Source organism: Streptomyces sp. SGAir0957 (genome assembly GCF_043523415.1).
Genome location: NZ_CP027293.1, coordinates 7,661,222 through 7,675,500, shown reverse-complemented (window position 1 = coordinate 7,675,500; position 14,279 = coordinate 7,661,222). Strand labels below are relative to the sequence as shown.

Sequence of the window (14,279 nt, the reverse complement as noted above, 5' to 3'; positions counted from 1 at the left end):
ATGCTGAGCGCGACATCCGTCCGTTCGTTCAGGAGAACCGCATGCGCCGAGTCCTCGAAGCAGTTCAGCGCCCCCGCCGGACCACAGCTTTCGAGGACTCGACCTTCCATGCAGACCCCGCAGGTACGCACGACCCTGAACATCGGCATCCTCGCCCACGTCGACGCCGGTAAGACCAGCCTCACCGAGCGGCTCCTGTTCGACACGGGCGCCATCGGCCGGCTCGGCAGCGTCGACGGCGGCGACACCCGCACCGACACCGGCGCGATCGAGCGGCGGCGCGGCATCACGATCCGCTCGGCCGTCGCCGCGTTCACCGTCGGTGACACCCAGATCAACCTCATCGACACCCCGGGCCACAGCGATTTCGTCGCCGAGGTCGAGCGGGCGCTCGACGTGCTCGACGGCGCCGTCCTGCTGCTCTCCGCCGTGGAGGGTGTGCAGGCGCGGACGCGCGTGCTGCTCAAGACGTTGCGGCGGCTCGGGCTGCCCACGCTCGTCTTCGTCAACAAGATCGACCGGGCGGGCGGGCGCGTCGCCCCGCTCCTGGACGACATCCGCCGCAGGCTCACCCCGCACGTGACGGCCCTCGCGGACGTGCGCGGCGCCGGTACGCCGGACGCCGTCGTCACCGCCCGGAACCTCGACGATCCGGCGGTACGCGAGGAGACCGCCCTCGCCCTGGCCGACGTCGACGACACCGTGCTCGCCGCGCTGGTCGACGGGGAGCTGCCGGACGCCGCCGCCCTCCGCGCCGCGCTGGGCGCGCGCACCGGTGACGGCACGTTCCACCCGGTCCTGTTCGGCTCGGCGCTCGGCGGACAGGGAGTACCCCAACTACTGGACGCGGTACGGACGTTCCTCCCTGCCACCGCGAAGTCCGGGGCGGCGTCGGCGCGGCCGGCCGGCACCGTGTTCGCCGTCCGGCGCGGGCCTGCCGGGGAGCGCATCGGCTGTCTGCGCCTGTACGAGGGTGAGGTGCGGGCTCGTCAGAAGGTGACGTTCCTCCGGCGTGACGCGGAGGGCGGCACCGTGCGCGTCGCCGCCCGGCTCACCGGGGTCGAGGTCGTCGGCACCGGCGGCGACCTCGTGGGCCCGGGGCAGATCGCCGAGGTGCGCGGCGCCGCAGGACTCCGCGTGGGCGACCGGTTGGGCCGACCAGGGTCCGTACGCGGGCAGTTCGCGCCGCCGACTCTGCTCACAACGGCCCGCGCCGTCCGCGCGGGCCAGGGCGCGGCGCTCCGCTCCGCCCTGCTCGAACTCGCCGACCAGGACCCGCTCCTGCACGCCCGCCCCGAGCCGGACGGCAGCACCGCGCTGCTTCTCTACGGCGACGTGCAGAAGGAGGTCGTCGCGGCCACGCTCGCCGAGGAGTTCGGCATCGAGGCGGAGTTCGCGCCGACCCGCGTCCGCTGCGTCGAGCGGCCCGTCGGATCGGGCGAGGCGGTGGAGGAGATGGGCTTCCACAGCACGACCGGGCTGCCCGCGACCGTCGGCCTCCGTGTCGAGCCGGGACCGCCCGGCTCCGGCCGCGTCTTCACCTACGTCACCGAACTCGGCGCCCTGCCCCGGGCGTTCCACCAGGCCATCGAGGAGACGGTGCACGCCACCCTGGCGGAGGGCGGGCCGCGCGGATGGCCGGTGACGGACTGCCGGGTGACGCTGATCCGCTCGGGGTTCGACTCCCCGGTGAGCACGGCGGGCGACTTCAGGACCGTGGCCGCGCTGATCACCCGGCAGGCCCTGGAGCGCGCCGGGACCCGCGCTTACGAACCGGTGCACACCTTCGAGGCGGAGGTCCCGCTGGACGCCCTCGCCCCGGTCACCGCCCGACTGGCAGCCCACGGCGCCGAGTTCGGGCCGACGACGGGCGGCCGTGAGTCCTGGCTGATCACCGGGGAGCTGACGGCGCGCGAGGTGCCGGAGGTGGAGCGGGCGCTGCCGGGGCTGACGCGCGGCGAGGGGGTGTGGTGGTCCCGGGTGTCGGGCGACCGCCCGATCCGGTCCTCGGGCCGCCGTTGAAGGCGTGATACGCGGATACGGTGGAACAAGACCTCCTGGAGAGGAGGTACCGCCATGACGTCAAGGGCCGCACAACTCCCCCGCTGGGCCAAGCTCCTGGGTGTGCTCGCGGTGGTCCTGGTATTGGTCTTCACGGGCCTGCGCCTCGTGCACCGGCTGACCGACGTGTTCGGCACCGAGACGCACGACCGCTCGGGCCCGGCGCTGCTGAAGTCGGTACGGGACCTGAGCCGTTTCGAGGCGGCGTCCGGGAACTTCCAGGTCGTCGTCGACCTGGAGAAGGACACGAAGTACCTCCCGGACGCGATCCGCGGGACCCGCACCCTGTACGTCGGGGCCGGCAGCGTGGACGCGTACGTGGACCTCGGGCAGGTCGGTTCCGGGGACGTACGGGTCAACGACGCGCGGACGTCGGCGACGCTCAAGCTGCCGCACGCGAAGCTCGGCGACCCGGCGCTCGACACGGACCGCTCCTACGCCGTGTCGAAGCAGCGCGGACTCCTCGACCGGCTCGGCGACCTGTTCTCGGACAACCCGAACGACGAGCGGGCCGTGCGCAAGCTCGCCGCGAAGCACATCGGGGAGGCGGCGCGGGACAGCGGTCTCACCGCCCGCGCCGAGCGCAACACCACCGACATGCTGCGCGGCCTGCTGCGCTCCCTCGGCTTCAAGGACGTGAAGGTCTCCTACGGGACCTGAGCCCGGGCCGTCGCGGGGTGGCTCAGGGCCGCGCCGCGACGAGCACCGTCGCGTAGAGGTCCTCGTCCCGCGCCACCCGCGGCCGCAGACCGGCGGAGCGCACCGCCGCCTCGGCGGCCGCGGTCTGGCGTTCGCTCGTCTCCACGAACAGCAGACCGCCGGGCGCGAGCCAGCGCGGCGCCCCCGCGGCCACCCGGCGCAGGACGTCGAGGCCGTCGGCGCCGCCGTCCAGGGCCATGCGCCGCTCGTGGTCGCGGGCCTCGGGCGGCAGCAGCGGCACGTCGTCCGTCGGCACGTAGGGACCGTTCGCGACGAGGATGTCGACGCGGCCCGCGAGCTCCGCGGGCAGCGGTTCGTACAGGTCGCCCTCATGGACCTCGCCGCCGAGGGGCGCGATGTTGCGTTCCGCGCAGCGCACCGCGGCCGGGTCGAGGTCCGCCGCGTGCAGCCGTGCGGGGCGCCGCCGGGCGAGCACGGCGGCGACCGCGCCGCTGCCGCAGCACAGGTCGACGACGACGGCGTCCGGCGGGGTGTGCGCGAGCGCCTGCCGGGCCAGGAACTCGGTGCGGCGGCGCGGCACGAAGACGCCGGGGTCGACCGTGACGCGCAGACCGCAGAACGCGGCCCAGCCCACGACGTGTTCGAGCGGGAGCCCGGCGGTGCGGCGCCCGACCATCGCGGCCAGCTCGGCCGCGTCCCGGGCGCTGGAGAGCAGGACGCGCGCCTCGTCCTCGGCGAAGACGCAGCCGGCGCGGCGCAACGCGGCGACGACCGAGGCCTCGTCGGAGGCCGGGGGCGAAAGGGGCGCGGCGGGTGAGGAAGGCGAAGTGGGGAGCGACGACATGGCTGTTGGTTGACCTCTCGGAAGCCGGTGGGGCTCCCGGGCGCCGGACGGCCGCCGGTCCGCGGCGGAACTCAGCGGGCGCGGACGGTGCGTACGGCAGGAGAAGGGAGTCCCTGACCTGACACAGCGGTGATCGGGCTCACCTCCTCGTTCCCTCGTGGCACCTTTGGGGCCCGGTCACACTACCGCACGGGACGCGCTGTCCGATTCCCGCCAGCGCCGCTCCACGCGCGCGTGCAGCCTGGAGGCATGACCAGCACCAGCACCCCTCCCGGCACGGCGCGGGACCGGATCGAGGCCGTCGACCAGGACGGACTCGCGGCGGAACTGGACGCGTTCGGCCACGCGCTGACCGCCCGGCCCGTGCTCACGCCCGCCGAGTGCCGGGACGTCGCCGCGCTCTACGACGACGTGGCCCGGTTCCGCTCGACGATCGACATGGCCCGCTACCGGTTAGGCCGCGGCCAGTACCGCTACTTCGACCACCCGCTGCCCGACCTCGTACGGGAGCTGCGGGCCGCGTTCTATCCGCGGCTGCTGCCGATCGCGCGGTCCTGGGCGCGGCGCCTGGACCGGCCCGCGCCCTGGCCGGACACGCTGGAGGAGTGGCTGGAGCGCTGTCACGCTGCGGGCCAGAGGCGGCCGACGCCGATCCTCCTCCGCTACGGCCCCGGCGACTGGAACGCCCTGCACCGCGACCTCTACGGGGAGCTGGTCTTCCCGCTCCAGGTCGTGATCGGCCTGGACGAGCCCGGCGTCGACTACCGGGGCGGCGAGTTCCTGATGACGGAGCAGCGGGCCCGCGCGCAGACCCGCGGGTTCGCCGCGACGCTCACGCGGGGCCACGCGCTGGTCTTCACGACCAGGGACCGGCCGGTGCGCTCGGTGCGGGGCTGGTCCAACGGGCCGATGCGGCACGGGGTGAACACGGTGCGCTCGGGGCGCCGCCACACGCTGGGGCTCGTGTTCCACGACGCGGAGTGAGACGCAGGGGGTTCTAGCGGCCCGCCCGGTGCAGCGCCCAGTCCGTCACCGTGACGATCACGAGCAGGACGCCGAGGGCGACCGAGACGCCCGCCATCAGGTGCAGGCCGCCGTCGTCGGCGCGCTGCCCGTAGGCGAGGGCGATCAGGCTGGAGGCGGTGATGGCGCCGATGTACTGGGCGGTGCGCTGCAGGCCCGCGGCGGCGCCGATGTCGGCGGCGGGCGCGTACTCCTGGACCGCGGCCTGGTTGCTGGTGCCGATGAGCCCCTGCGGGATGCCGAAGCAGGCGCCCGCGAGCAGCAGCACCACGAGCGGGGTGTGCCCGGAGACGACGGTGAGCAGCCCGGCGCCCGCCGTCAGGAGCACGCAGGCGACGACGAGCGGCGCCCTGATGCCCTTGGTGCGGGCGCCGAGCAGCGAGCAGACCAGGGCGGCGACGGACATCGGCAGCATGAGCAGCCCGGTGTGCCCGGACGAGTAGCCGCGGCCCTCCTCCAGCCACTGGGTGAAGCCGTACATGACGCAGTAGATCAGCAGGTAGCACCTCTGACCTGCTGGCCTGCGGCGTTGACCTGCGGCAACACGTCCACGATCTAGCTGATTCGCGCTGCTAGTAGCGGAATCACGCGGAGAACTGCGGAGATCATCTCCCTTGCGTCTCCCATCGGCTCCCGTCGACCGTCAAGGGTGGACAACGAGGGCGCGTACTACTCGCATCCACTGCGTAGGGGTGGAGAGAATGCAGAGGCCGCAGCCGGAGACGTGGTGCACACCTTGGGGGTAGTGACCGTCTCCGGCTGCGGCTTCCATGTTCAACGAGCAACCTCCGCGCAAGCCACGGGAAATAGGTCACTCGTTCGGATGGATACGCGGCACATGACGCCGGGTACCCGCAGGGGTTGCTGGCCGAGCCCGTAGGGGATACGGCCCTTCCGGCAGCCCCTTCGAGGAGCCGAGAGACCTGACTCTCGACTCCTCGAAACTTCACTCTTCAATTGCTTCCGGCATACGCCAGCCTGCCTGCCGGGTCTGGATATATCCAGCCACCCGTCACCTTCGTAGCTTTCGGACTCACGTCATGATCTTCTTGATCAACGCCAGGGGTTCGGATGCCAGTCGCGCGCTACAGGCGCATCGCCGACGACATCCACGCCCGCATCACCCGCGGCGACTGGGCTGTGGGGGCGGACCTTCCGTCCCGTCGTGAACTCGCCGGCGAGTACGGCGTCAACGAACAGACGATGCGGCTCGCCTACGACCTCCTGCGCAGGGCTGGAGTTCTTGAGGGCGAGGAGCGGAGACGTGTCTTCGTCGCGCATCCTGCTGCTGTGCGCACCCTCACCGACGTGGACGCCGCCTGGCCGTACTCCAGCGAGACCACGGACACTAGGCCGCGGCCCGCGACGGAGGAGCTCGCCGAGCGTCTCGGTGTCCCGGTGCGTGCCCAGCTGCAGCACGAGACGGTCGAGTGCCTCGACCCGGGCGGCCGGTCCGCGATGCTCGTGTCGACGTGGTGGCGCGGCCGGCGCAGGCCGCATGTGCGGTTCCTGGCCGAGCTCGACACGGTCTGCCTGACGGAGGAGCAGGCGCACGCGCTGGGGCTGCTGGTGGACGCGATGGCGTATCACGTGGCGCGGACGCGGCTGGACGAGCATGGGGCCCCCGTGGAGACAGCAGACTTGATCTTGCCTATGGACCGGTGGCGGATCAGGCTGCGCTGATGGTTCGTCGAGCGGGGTCCGGGCCCGGCGAGCTTTCATATTGAAGTAGATATATGCGACTTGGGAAGCCTGTGGGGTGCACCGGTTTCGACACTTCGTTCGCGCCCCGTGTGAATCGCCTACAGCCCGTCTGACCTCTGGCTACGGTTTGCCGGGCGGGCAAAATCGTCGAGCGCCTGGAGGCAGCGGCCGAGCTCCGACACGTGCAGGGCAGCCGAGCGTAACCCCACCCCGAGGTCGCGTGCACAGGTGTCCTTCGCCTGACCGATGGCGCGATCCCGGAGGTACCAGGCGGTCGTGCCGTGGTCGAGCCGGTTGGCTTGGCCGCGGACGGTGCGCGTCACGGCGGCGAGTTCGGCTCGCAGGAGCCGGTCGAGTTCTTCGAGCCGGCTGATGGGCGGCAGGATCCCGGTGGCTGCTTCTGCTTCCGCGATGAGGGCGGTGCGGGTGTCTTCGTCGGGTGGGGTGTGCTGCGTAGGCTGATGCATGTCGACGCTCCGCTGGTTGCCGTCGGCCGTGCCCCCGGTCCGCGTCATCGGATGCGGGGGTGTTTTCCTGCCACATGACTGTACGCCGACTTGGTACGTCTTGTTACGTCCTCGGTCGGGCTATCCCGATCTATGCCCGGTCAGGTGGTGCTCTTACGGTCAGAGCATGATCGATCTTGACCGGGATGCCATGACGCCGATGTACGTGCAGCTGGCCAACGTGCTGCGCGACCGCATCCGCAGCGGCGAGATCCCGGTCGGCCGCCGGCTACCCTCCCAGTCCGAACTCGAAGAGGAGACGGGCGGCACGGTGTCGCGGCGCACCATCAAGAGTGCACTCGAAGTGCTGGCCGACGAGGGGCTGGTGCAGGGCGTGCAGGGCAAGGGCGTGTTCGTTATCGCGCTCCCCAACGGAGGCGCCAAGTGATCGTCATATGCCGTTCCGCCTGGCTGCTGGGTCCTGTCAGACCGCGCCTCTAAACTGATCGCCATGCCCACCACCCCGGCCGTCCCGCGCTCTGCCGAGCAGGTGAATGCGGAGATCCGCCAGTTGTGGCTGGACCCGCGTGTGCGGCTGTCCCCGGCTGTGCGGGACCGGTACGAAGCGCTGGTCGCGGAGTGGACGCTCGCCACGGCAGCCGAGCAGGGGGACGTCGTCGAAGCGGCGTGACTTCTTGCCGGGTCCGGCAAAAAGCCTGGCCAGAGACAGGAAGACCCCGCCCCAACGAGGGGGCGGGGTGTTTTCCGTCTGAGACCCTTGGCCGCCACGTCCCCTGGACGCTGGGCTCCGGCGTGCACGTCCTGCCGCGCTTCCACTGTACGTCGGGAGTGCCGCCGTCATGGGTGAATGGTGAACGATCTATGATCCCGTCGTGGCTGACTACTCCGATCTGATCCCGCTTGAGCAGGCCGCGCACGACGCGCACCAGCAGCTTCTCGCCTTGCAGGAACGCTTCTCCGCGCAGGGCGAGGACGGGGTGCGGGTTCCGCCCGGGGAGTGGACTGAGGAGCAGCACGCCGAATACGACGCGCAGTGGCGGGCGTGGCGGGAGGCTGCCGAGAAGTCGCTGGCCGCGCAGGCTGCGCGAGAGGACCGGCTCGCGGCAGAGCAGGCCGTGAAGAAGGCCGTGCGGCACCCAGAGCTGGCGGCCTGACAGCCGAGAGCCCCGCGCCCGGTGCTGTTCGGGGCGGGGCCTCGTCGTACAGCCACCAGTCCGCAAGGTTGATGGATGTAGAAACGGTACCGCCCGCCACTGACAACGCCGGGGCTGCCCCGTCAGCCTGACAGCTGTTGCAGTGCGGCGATCAGGCCGAGTACCACGATGGCTGCGAAGGTGCTCAGAGCGACGGCCCGGCGCCACTGCGGGCTGCTGATCCAGGACTGGAGGATGCGCATGTGGCCAGGATGGCAGGAGGGTCGCCGCTACGGCCATGCCTTCAGCACGTCCCCGGTGTCGGTGTCGACGAGTTCGACGCGGGAGCCGTCGCGCCCGTAGTCGCCGACGGCCGCCGTCCACTTCTTCTCCGCCGTCGCCTGCCGGTTCCACCAGCCGTTCATGACGGTGCGCCCGTCGATGGTCAGGGTCACCCGGTATCTGCCTGCGGTCACGGGTTGATCTTCTTCCCGGTGGCGCGGAGAAGGTCGTCGCGACACAGGTCGAGCCAGTGCGGCTGGTCGTCGACTTCGACGATGCGGCTGGCGACCGCCATGGCCCCGCAGACCGTGCAGGGCACCGGGTGGGGTGGTGCGAGCCGGGCCCGGACGAGGCTGGACGGCGGCCTGCCGGACGGGGCGGCGGCCAGACTGGCGGGGTTGATGCCGAGGGCGGCGATGGGGTCGTGCATGCCGCCTCCCGGGGCTCGTGTGCTGTGCGTGCCCCACCAGCATAGAATCGAACTTGTGTCCGATCTACCGCCTGACCTGCCCCGGCTGCACACGCTGCGGACCTGGCATGCCATGTGGGTGCAGCGGCTCGACCAGGCCATCGCGGCAGCAGAGCAGCGGGAAGCCGAACGGCAGCGCGGCGAGCAGGTGCGGCCGCCGGTCCCGGACTGGGTCATCGAACGCGGACTCCAAGGGCGTAACGCGGTGTACGTGCACGTCGGCGGGTGCCACATGGCGGGCAAACGGTCCCGGCCCGCCGAACGGGATCAGGCGCGGCAGGCGCTCGCGGCAGGGGTGGATGCCTGCCCGCACTGCCGACCGGACACGGCGCTCGGGGTGCTCGACTAGCCGGAACATCGCAGGCTAGACGCATGGCGTCTCCGCAGCCCGTAGTGATCTATCCGCCCGACGAAGACGGCGGCCGACGGATCCGCATCGACGGCACCATCCTCGGCCGCGCCTACAACGTGCAAGACGTCGCCCGGTTCATGCAGGAGGCCGGACTCCAGTCCTTCGACGAGATCGACGTCGTCCGCACCGGGCTCATCGAATGGCGCGGCGGCGGACCCGACGACTGGACCGACTGAGTGGACTACCCGCTGGCTGTCGCCCTCGCCGAACCCGCCACCGTCCTCCCCGAAGGCTACGGGTGGATGTACGAGCCCAAATTCGACGGCGACCGCGCGGTGCTGTGGCGGCGGGACACCGTCCGCATCCAAACCCGCTCCGGCCGCGACGCCACCCAGCAATGGTTGGACCTTGCCACCGCCGGAATGGACCTCCCCGCCGACACCGTCCTCGACGGGGAAGCCGTCATCTGGCGGGACGGGAAAACGGACTTCGGGGCCGTCCGATCCAGGGCCTCCGCGCGCGGGCGCCGGCTCGCTGACCTCGTCGCCCGCTACCCAGCCAGCTACGCGGCCTTCGACATCGTCATGCTCGCCGGCCAAGACCTCCGGAGCAGACCGTACCTTGAGCGGCGCCAGGCCCTCCTCGACCTACTCGCCGATCTGCCGCCGCCCATTCAGGCCGTGCCCGCCACCGGCGACCCCGACGTGGCGCGGGCGTGGATTGAGCAGCTGGCCGGGCAGGGCATCGAAGGGGTCGTAGCGAAACGGGCCAGCTCCACGTACAGGGCGGGCCGCTCCCCGGCATGGCGGAAGGTGCGGCACAGCGAGACCGTAGACGCCGAGGTCGTCGGCTACACCGGAGCAGCGGCCAGGCCGACGAAGCTCGTCGTCAGGCTGCCGGACGGGCGGCGCATGATGTCGCAGACCCTCCCGCCCCGGCTCAGCCGCGACGTGGGACAGCACCTCGCCGGGGCCGGGACGCGGGCGAGGACGCGGGACGGGGAGACGTACACGACCAGCAGCGCCGGGATTGTGGTGGAGGTGCTGGCCGGGACCACCCGGCACGCCACCGTCAGCGTGACCAGGATGCGGTGAGCACGAGCGCCCGCCCCGATCCGTGGGGCGGGCGCAAGGCTGGCGTCTCCGGGGGCCTCTACCCCGCCTCGCTGATAGACCCCAGAGTGGGCCGTCGATAGCGGGAGGGACTGCGGTTACCCACGCCCGGCTGATCCCGGCAGACGATGAAGACCACGTGGGGGTGACCCCGACTTCGAGCCCCACACTGCCTTCGCTCCGCCTTGCGGTCGGGCGGAGGGTGTAGCACGAGGTGACTCCCGACTGTCCGCAGCCGACTCGGGTCCGCCGTCGCGATCGACTCGCCCTTGCCCGCTGACAGCCATCAGGCCCCGCATCGCCAGGATGCCACGAAGCGCCGACAGAAAAGAGGCCCCCGCCACGAGCGGGGGCCTTGATTGCGGGCCTACCCCGCCAGGGAGGGCGAGTTCAGTCCGCGAGGCCCGCTCGGCTATGAACCGACTGGATCTCGGGTGCCGGGGTTTCCCCACAGCAGACGAGCGGGCGGAAGCTGCCTACACCGCCCAGCGGGACGGTTCAGCTGCTACCTCCACAATGCCAGATCCACAACGAGAGCGGATTGTGGTTCTGGCAGCTACACAACACCCCGCCTCCACGGGGGATGAGAGGCGGGGTGCAGGATCAGTCTGGCACGAGGGGCTGACAGAAGGGGCGGGGAGTGCTTACCGTGATCGGGCGGTCGCCGTGTTCGCAACCACCTGCTGCGGTGGCGCCCCTTGGGGCGGCGGCGACCGCACCTCTGTGTTCAGGCACCACCGCCGGGTCCTGCCTCTTTGGCCGCTTCTTCGGCCCGCTTGCGCCTCATGGCGGTGATCGCGTTCTTGGCCTCGTCTTGCGCCGGTTCGACGTAGTGCTTCCGCACCGTGATGGAGCCCGGCTTCCAGCGGCCTTGCCCGGTGGGGTCCTGGCCCGCTTCAGCGATCTCTTGGGCCGGTCCGCGCCGGAGCCCGTGAGCTGTGATCTTCGATGGGTCGGGTAGGTCGGCGAGCTTGGCACGGGTCTTGACGATGGCGCCGATGGCGTCGGGGGTGAGGAAGTCTCCTCGTTCCCCGGTTGCCCGGTGTCGGATGGTGCCGCCCCGGTTGATGTGCCGGAACAGGGGGCCGTCGGTGACGCCTTGGCGGCGGAGTTCCTCAAGCCAGGCGCGGATCCGGACGACGGGGCAGGTGGCGGGGTCATCCGGGTTGGCGGGCACGAAGGTGGTCTCGCCCTTGGCGGCCTGGTCGGTCTTGGAGAAGGCGACGAGGACGTGGATGCCGGTGGTTCCGATGGTGAGCTGCTGGATGAGCAGGTGGGCGAGTTCGGAGCGGCGGGAGAGCATGCCCCAGCCGAGGGTGAGGAGTGCGGCGTCGCGGGTGGATTTGGTGCTGTCGGCTTCGGCGTCGCAGGTGGCGACCATGGCGGCGAGCATGTTGGTGCGGATGCCGGTGGCTTTCTTGGCGGTGCGGCGTTGTGCCCAGCCGCGTGCGTGCTTGCGCACGGCTTCGCTGGCTTCCTTGGTGCCGGGCTGTTGTCCGTCTTCGTGCCAGGAGCGGATGGCGGACATGGCGACCTGGATGGTCGACGGGGATTTGTCCGCGCGGATCAGGTGCCCGACGTACTCGACGAACGTGGCGGTGGTGCAAGGCAGGTGAACGCGACCATTCTCGCGGCACCACGCCTCGAACTGCGACCGCGCGGAGTTGTAGGTGCGGGACGTGTTCTCGGGCGGCGACTCGTCGAGGAGCTTGGCGGTCTCTTCGGTGATCCGGAAGTCGGCCTCGGTGTACGTCGGCAGGTCGGCCGTGGTGGGGATCGGCGCGTTGGGGCGCAGGATCGTGTGCCGGTCGACGAGCGGCCGGGCGATCGACTCGGGCTCGACTGCGGCGGGGAGGCGGCCGTCGTCGACGAGTTCGGCATCGACCACCTCGTCGGGGTCGCTAGGCATGCCACTCCTTCCGGCTGGTCAGGTGCCAGACGCGGGGGTCGACCTCACATTGGTAGCTGCGGCGTTCTCGCCTGCGAGTGACGCCCTGGACTTCACGCTGGATCTTCGCGTCCAGTAGCGCCTCAGCCGCACGGCGCCCGGTGAACTGCTTCTTTGCGCAGTCGCACCGCTTGCGAGGTGTCTTGGTGTGAGGCAGCGCGGCGGGGTCGTAAGCCGTGAAGGGGGCACTGCCCGGGTCGAGCGCAAGCGTGGTTGCGTAGCGATCAAGACTCGCTGCACCGCCCAATCGGTACCAGCGATCACTGCCGGTGGGTTGAGCGAAGTAGCGGACATTCCGTCCTCGCCACACGGTAGGGCGTCCGGGTTGGTTGCTCGGGCGGGCGACGACCATGACTCGGTGTCCGCTCGCATGCTCCGCTTCTAGGCGGACACGGACGTCGGTGGGCTGGTCCGGCATGAGAATGATGGACCAGCCTTGGTCAAGCAGGGACTGTGCCCGTTCCTGAAGCACGCCCGGCAACTCATCGACGCTCTTCACAATCCTCCTTCTCATGCAGGTACGTATAAGGGAAATTATACTGAGCTACCGTCGGTAACCCCTGCCGCTTCCCGGAGTTGAGAGACGGCGCTCCGCATGGCATCGACGATCCGCCCCGTCTCGCCACCCCCCGCTATCCTCGCGGCATGACGACTGCCGCGCCAACGTCCGTCGACTGGATCCGGCTCAAGGTCGGCGACGAGGAGCTCGCCGTCGAGCCAGCGCCGGGCATCCTCCTGCATCTGCACGTCGGGCCACCGCCCGCACCCGACTTCGACGGGGCGCCGTTCGCCATCGCGCCGTCCGGTCTCGGCGTGGCCCTGTACCTCGAACCGAGGGACTCGTCGGACGAGATCCGGTGCGGCAACGAGGTCCGGCGCGTACAGCAGTTCCTCGGCTCCCTCAACCCGGACCTGCGCACCGCCCTCCCCGCTTTCAGCCTGCACGCCGCCATCAGCGGCGAGGCGGCCCCCTACAACCGGGTGCGCGTTCCCCGGCTCGCTCTCGGCGGGGAGCCGCCGGAGGGGATGGAGCCGCCAGCGCACGCCATGCAGGTGTTCGTCGCGCGGGCCCGCGAGGTCGACGGAACCTTGTACGAGATCAGCGCTGCCTAGCTGTTACGGAGGGCCGGTGCCCGTCGGCTCCGGCCCTCCTGTCCACTAGCCGCTCTCACGTCACGGACGGTGGATGCGCCCGGCGCGTGGGCTTTTCAGGCCGAGCGACTGCAGCCAGGGTACGACGAAAGCCCCCGCTCCCCTGCCGGTTGGCAGAGCAGCGGGGGCATCGTTCATGCGGCGTCGTCTGGCGCCGGCTCGTAGACCGGCTCCTGGAACGGATCGATCGTCGGTGCGGGCGGTTCGGGTTCGGGCTGTTCCTCCACGACGCCGAGGTCGACGAGGCTGCCCATGTCGGCGGCGCCGGGGTCACGGCGCGGCTGTACGGGAATCGGTGCGGGCATGGCCCTCCTTATCCCTGGCCGTAGTTGGCGACGAGCTGGGTGAGGCCGGGGGTGTCGCGACTGGTGAACAGTCCGCCTCCCCCGCTGGTCGTGTAGCCGCCGTTGGGTGAGCACATGACGGGCAGGTAGCCCTTGGCGGTGCGGACGCACTCGCCATTCTCGACCTTGCCGTCGCCGTCGAGGTCGACGTTCGGGTGGTCGAGGCCGACCATGTGCCCGATCTCGTGCGTGATCGCATTCTTGATCTTCGCCGTGTTGACGGTCGCGTTGGTGGAGAACCAATTGGCCTGCCAGTACTCGGTGTCGATCCACGACCAGCCGCCCCACGCTGCATGGTCGTCGACCTGGCCGGGCCGGTTGGTGTAGCAGCTGTACGCGACGCTCATGCCGACCGTCCCGGACGGTCTGTACTTGAGCCCGAGGATCAGGTGGTGCTCGGCCGGGCAGCCGCCGACCGCGGGCGCCGACTCCAGGGTGGTCGTCACGGTGAACGCCGTGCCGGTCGCCTCCGTGAGCTGGCTGGCGGTCGCCTTCGCATACGGGGTGAGCCGGGTGCGGGAGGCGCTGTCCGTGAACGTGATCACGTAGGGCCTGGGGCTGAGGCTGTGGACACCGTCCTTCGTGGCGATCTTCCAGCCGGTGCCCGAGTAGGCGACAGCAGCAGTCGCCTGGCTGGTCGCCAACACCAGCAGCACAGCAGCGAGAAGGACGGGCAAGGCGAAACGAACAGTGCGCATACGGGCTCCGGGAAAAGACGAAACCCCCGC

Annotated in this window: 19 protein-coding genes and 1 pseudogene; 11 read left to right on the top strand and 9 right to left on the bottom strand. The window is 70.7% G+C overall.

The window, feature by feature from the left end; all coding sequences use genetic code 11:
* Positions 1–108 precede the first annotated feature (108 nt).
* The gene (gene otr(A), locus C1N81_RS40070; RefSeq protein ID WP_394436332.1) at positions 109–2,022 is read left to right on the top strand and encodes a tetracycline resistance ribosomal protection protein Otr(A); all 1,914 of its coding nucleotides are present in this window, start codon (positions 109–111) and stop codon (positions 2,020–2,022) included.
* 54 nt (positions 2,023–2,076) lie between these two features.
* Positions 2,077–2,721 carry a DUF4230 domain-containing protein gene (locus C1N81_RS40065; RefSeq protein WP_394436331.1) on the top strand — a complete coding sequence of 215 codons (645 nt, stop codon included), beginning with the start codon at positions 2,077–2,079 and terminating at the stop codon, positions 2,719–2,721.
* 22 nt (positions 2,722–2,743) lie between these two features.
* Here C1N81_RS40065 and C1N81_RS40060 read toward each other — a convergent pair whose 3' ends face one another.
* Entirely contained in the window at positions 2,744–3,565 is an 822-nt protein-coding gene (locus C1N81_RS40060) for a putative protein N(5)-glutamine methyltransferase (RefSeq protein WP_394436330.1), read from the bottom strand.
* Between the two features lie 249 nt (positions 3,566–3,814).
* Between C1N81_RS40060 and C1N81_RS40055 the strand changes: the two genes are divergently transcribed.
* Positions 3,815–4,549: a 2OG-Fe(II) oxygenase gene (locus C1N81_RS40055; RefSeq protein WP_394436329.1), complete on the top strand. Its 735-nt coding sequence runs from the start codon at positions 3,815–3,817 to the stop codon at positions 4,547–4,549.
* Positions 4,550–4,562: 13 nt separating this feature from the next.
* On the opposite strand, the pseudogene C1N81_RS40050 reads toward C1N81_RS40055, so the two are convergent.
* A pseudogene (locus C1N81_RS40050) lies at positions 4,563–5,090 on the bottom strand (MFS transporter); the annotation flags it as partial.
* Positions 5,091–5,659: 569 nt separating this feature from the next.
* Here C1N81_RS40050 and C1N81_RS40045 point away from each other — a divergent pair.
* On the top strand, positions 5,660–6,271 hold the full coding sequence (locus C1N81_RS40045; protein WP_394436328.1) for a GntR family transcriptional regulator: 612 nt from the start codon (positions 5,660–5,662) through the stop codon (positions 6,269–6,271).
* A 119-nt stretch (positions 6,272–6,390) separates the two neighbouring features.
* On the opposite strand, the gene C1N81_RS40040 is transcribed toward C1N81_RS40045, so the two are convergent.
* Positions 6,391–6,759 carry a DUF6415 family natural product biosynthesis protein gene (locus tag C1N81_RS40040; protein ID WP_394436327.1) on the bottom strand — a complete coding sequence of 123 codons (369 nt, stop codon included), beginning with the start codon at positions 6,757–6,759 and terminating at the stop codon, positions 6,391–6,393.
* A 166-nt stretch (positions 6,760–6,925) separates the two neighbouring features.
* Here C1N81_RS40040 and C1N81_RS40035 point away from each other — a divergent pair, with 166 nt between their 5' ends.
* From C1N81_RS40035 to C1N81_RS40025, 3 genes are all read left to right on the top strand, one after another.
* Positions 6,926–7,186 carry a GntR family transcriptional regulator gene (locus C1N81_RS40035; RefSeq protein WP_394436326.1) on the top strand — a complete coding sequence of 87 codons (261 nt, stop codon included), beginning with the start codon at positions 6,926–6,928 and terminating at the stop codon, positions 7,184–7,186.
* Between the two features lie 63 nt (positions 7,187–7,249).
* The gene (locus C1N81_RS40030; RefSeq protein WP_394436325.1) at positions 7,250–7,429 is read left to right on the top strand and encodes a hypothetical protein; all 180 of its coding nucleotides are present in this window, start codon (positions 7,250–7,252) and stop codon (positions 7,427–7,429) included.
* 202 nt (positions 7,430–7,631) lie between these two features.
* Positions 7,632–7,913 (top strand): hypothetical protein, encoded by a 282-nt coding sequence (locus tag C1N81_RS40025; protein ID WP_394436324.1) that lies wholly within the window; start codon positions 7,632–7,634, stop codon positions 7,911–7,913.
* 269 nt (positions 7,914–8,182) lie between these two features.
* On the opposite strand, the gene C1N81_RS40020 is transcribed toward C1N81_RS40025, so the two are convergent.
* On the bottom strand, positions 8,183–8,368 hold the full coding sequence (locus tag C1N81_RS40020) for a hypothetical protein (RefSeq protein WP_394436323.1): 186 nt from the start codon (positions 8,366–8,368) through the stop codon (positions 8,183–8,185).
* The gene (locus C1N81_RS40015) at positions 8,365–8,604 is read right to left on the bottom strand and encodes a hypothetical protein (protein ID WP_394436322.1); all 240 of its coding nucleotides are present in this window, start codon (positions 8,602–8,604) and stop codon (positions 8,365–8,367) included. Before C1N81_RS40015 ends, C1N81_RS40020 begins: the two co-directional genes overlap by 4 nt.
* A gap of 55 nt (positions 8,605–8,659) precedes the next feature.
* Between C1N81_RS40015 and C1N81_RS40010 the strand changes: the two genes are divergently transcribed.
* Genes C1N81_RS40010 through C1N81_RS40000 form a run of 3 tightly spaced genes read left to right on the top strand, consistent with a single transcriptional unit; the run spans position 8,660 to position 10,089 of the window.
* Positions 8,660–8,992 (top strand): DUF6233 domain-containing protein, encoded by a 333-nt coding sequence (locus tag C1N81_RS40010; protein WP_394436321.1) that lies wholly within the window; start codon positions 8,660–8,662, stop codon positions 8,990–8,992.
* 23 nt (positions 8,993–9,015) lie between these two features.
* Entirely contained in the window at positions 9,016–9,231 is a 216-nt protein-coding gene (locus C1N81_RS40005) for a hypothetical protein (RefSeq protein ID WP_394436320.1), read from the top strand.
* A complete protein-coding gene (locus C1N81_RS40000) occupies positions 9,232–10,089 on the top strand; it encodes an ATP-dependent DNA ligase (protein ID WP_394436319.1) in 858 nt (285 codons plus the stop codon).
* A gap of 745 nt (positions 10,090–10,834) precedes the next feature.
* Here C1N81_RS40000 and C1N81_RS39995 read toward each other — a convergent pair.
* Both C1N81_RS39995 and C1N81_RS39990 read right to left on the bottom strand, forming a co-directional pair.
* A complete protein-coding gene (locus tag C1N81_RS39995) occupies positions 10,835–12,016 on the bottom strand; it encodes a site-specific integrase (RefSeq protein WP_394436318.1) in 1,182 nt (393 codons plus the stop codon).
* On the bottom strand, positions 12,009–12,554 hold the full coding sequence (locus tag C1N81_RS39990) for a hypothetical protein (protein WP_394436317.1): 546 nt from the start codon (positions 12,552–12,554) through the stop codon (positions 12,009–12,011). The genes C1N81_RS39995 and C1N81_RS39990 overlap by 8 nt, the downstream gene beginning before the upstream one ends.
* Before the next feature lie 146 nt (positions 12,555–12,700).
* Between C1N81_RS39990 and C1N81_RS39985 the strand changes: the two genes are divergently transcribed.
* On the top strand, positions 12,701–13,168 hold the full coding sequence (locus C1N81_RS39985; RefSeq protein WP_394436316.1) for a hypothetical protein: 468 nt from the start codon (positions 12,701–12,703) through the stop codon (positions 13,166–13,168).
* Positions 13,169–13,341: 173 nt separating this feature from the next.
* Here the strand turns inward: C1N81_RS39985 and C1N81_RS39980 are convergent, their stop codons facing one another.
* Positions 13,342–13,512: a hypothetical protein gene (locus C1N81_RS39980; RefSeq protein ID WP_394436315.1), complete on the bottom strand. Its 171-nt coding sequence runs from the start codon at positions 13,510–13,512 to the stop codon at positions 13,342–13,344.
* An 8-nt stretch (positions 13,513–13,520) separates the two neighbouring features.
* Positions 13,521–14,249 (bottom strand): gluzincin family metallopeptidase, encoded by a 729-nt coding sequence (locus tag C1N81_RS39975; RefSeq protein WP_394436314.1) that lies wholly within the window; start codon positions 14,247–14,249, stop codon positions 13,521–13,523.
* Positions 14,250–14,279: the final 30 nt, after the last annotated feature.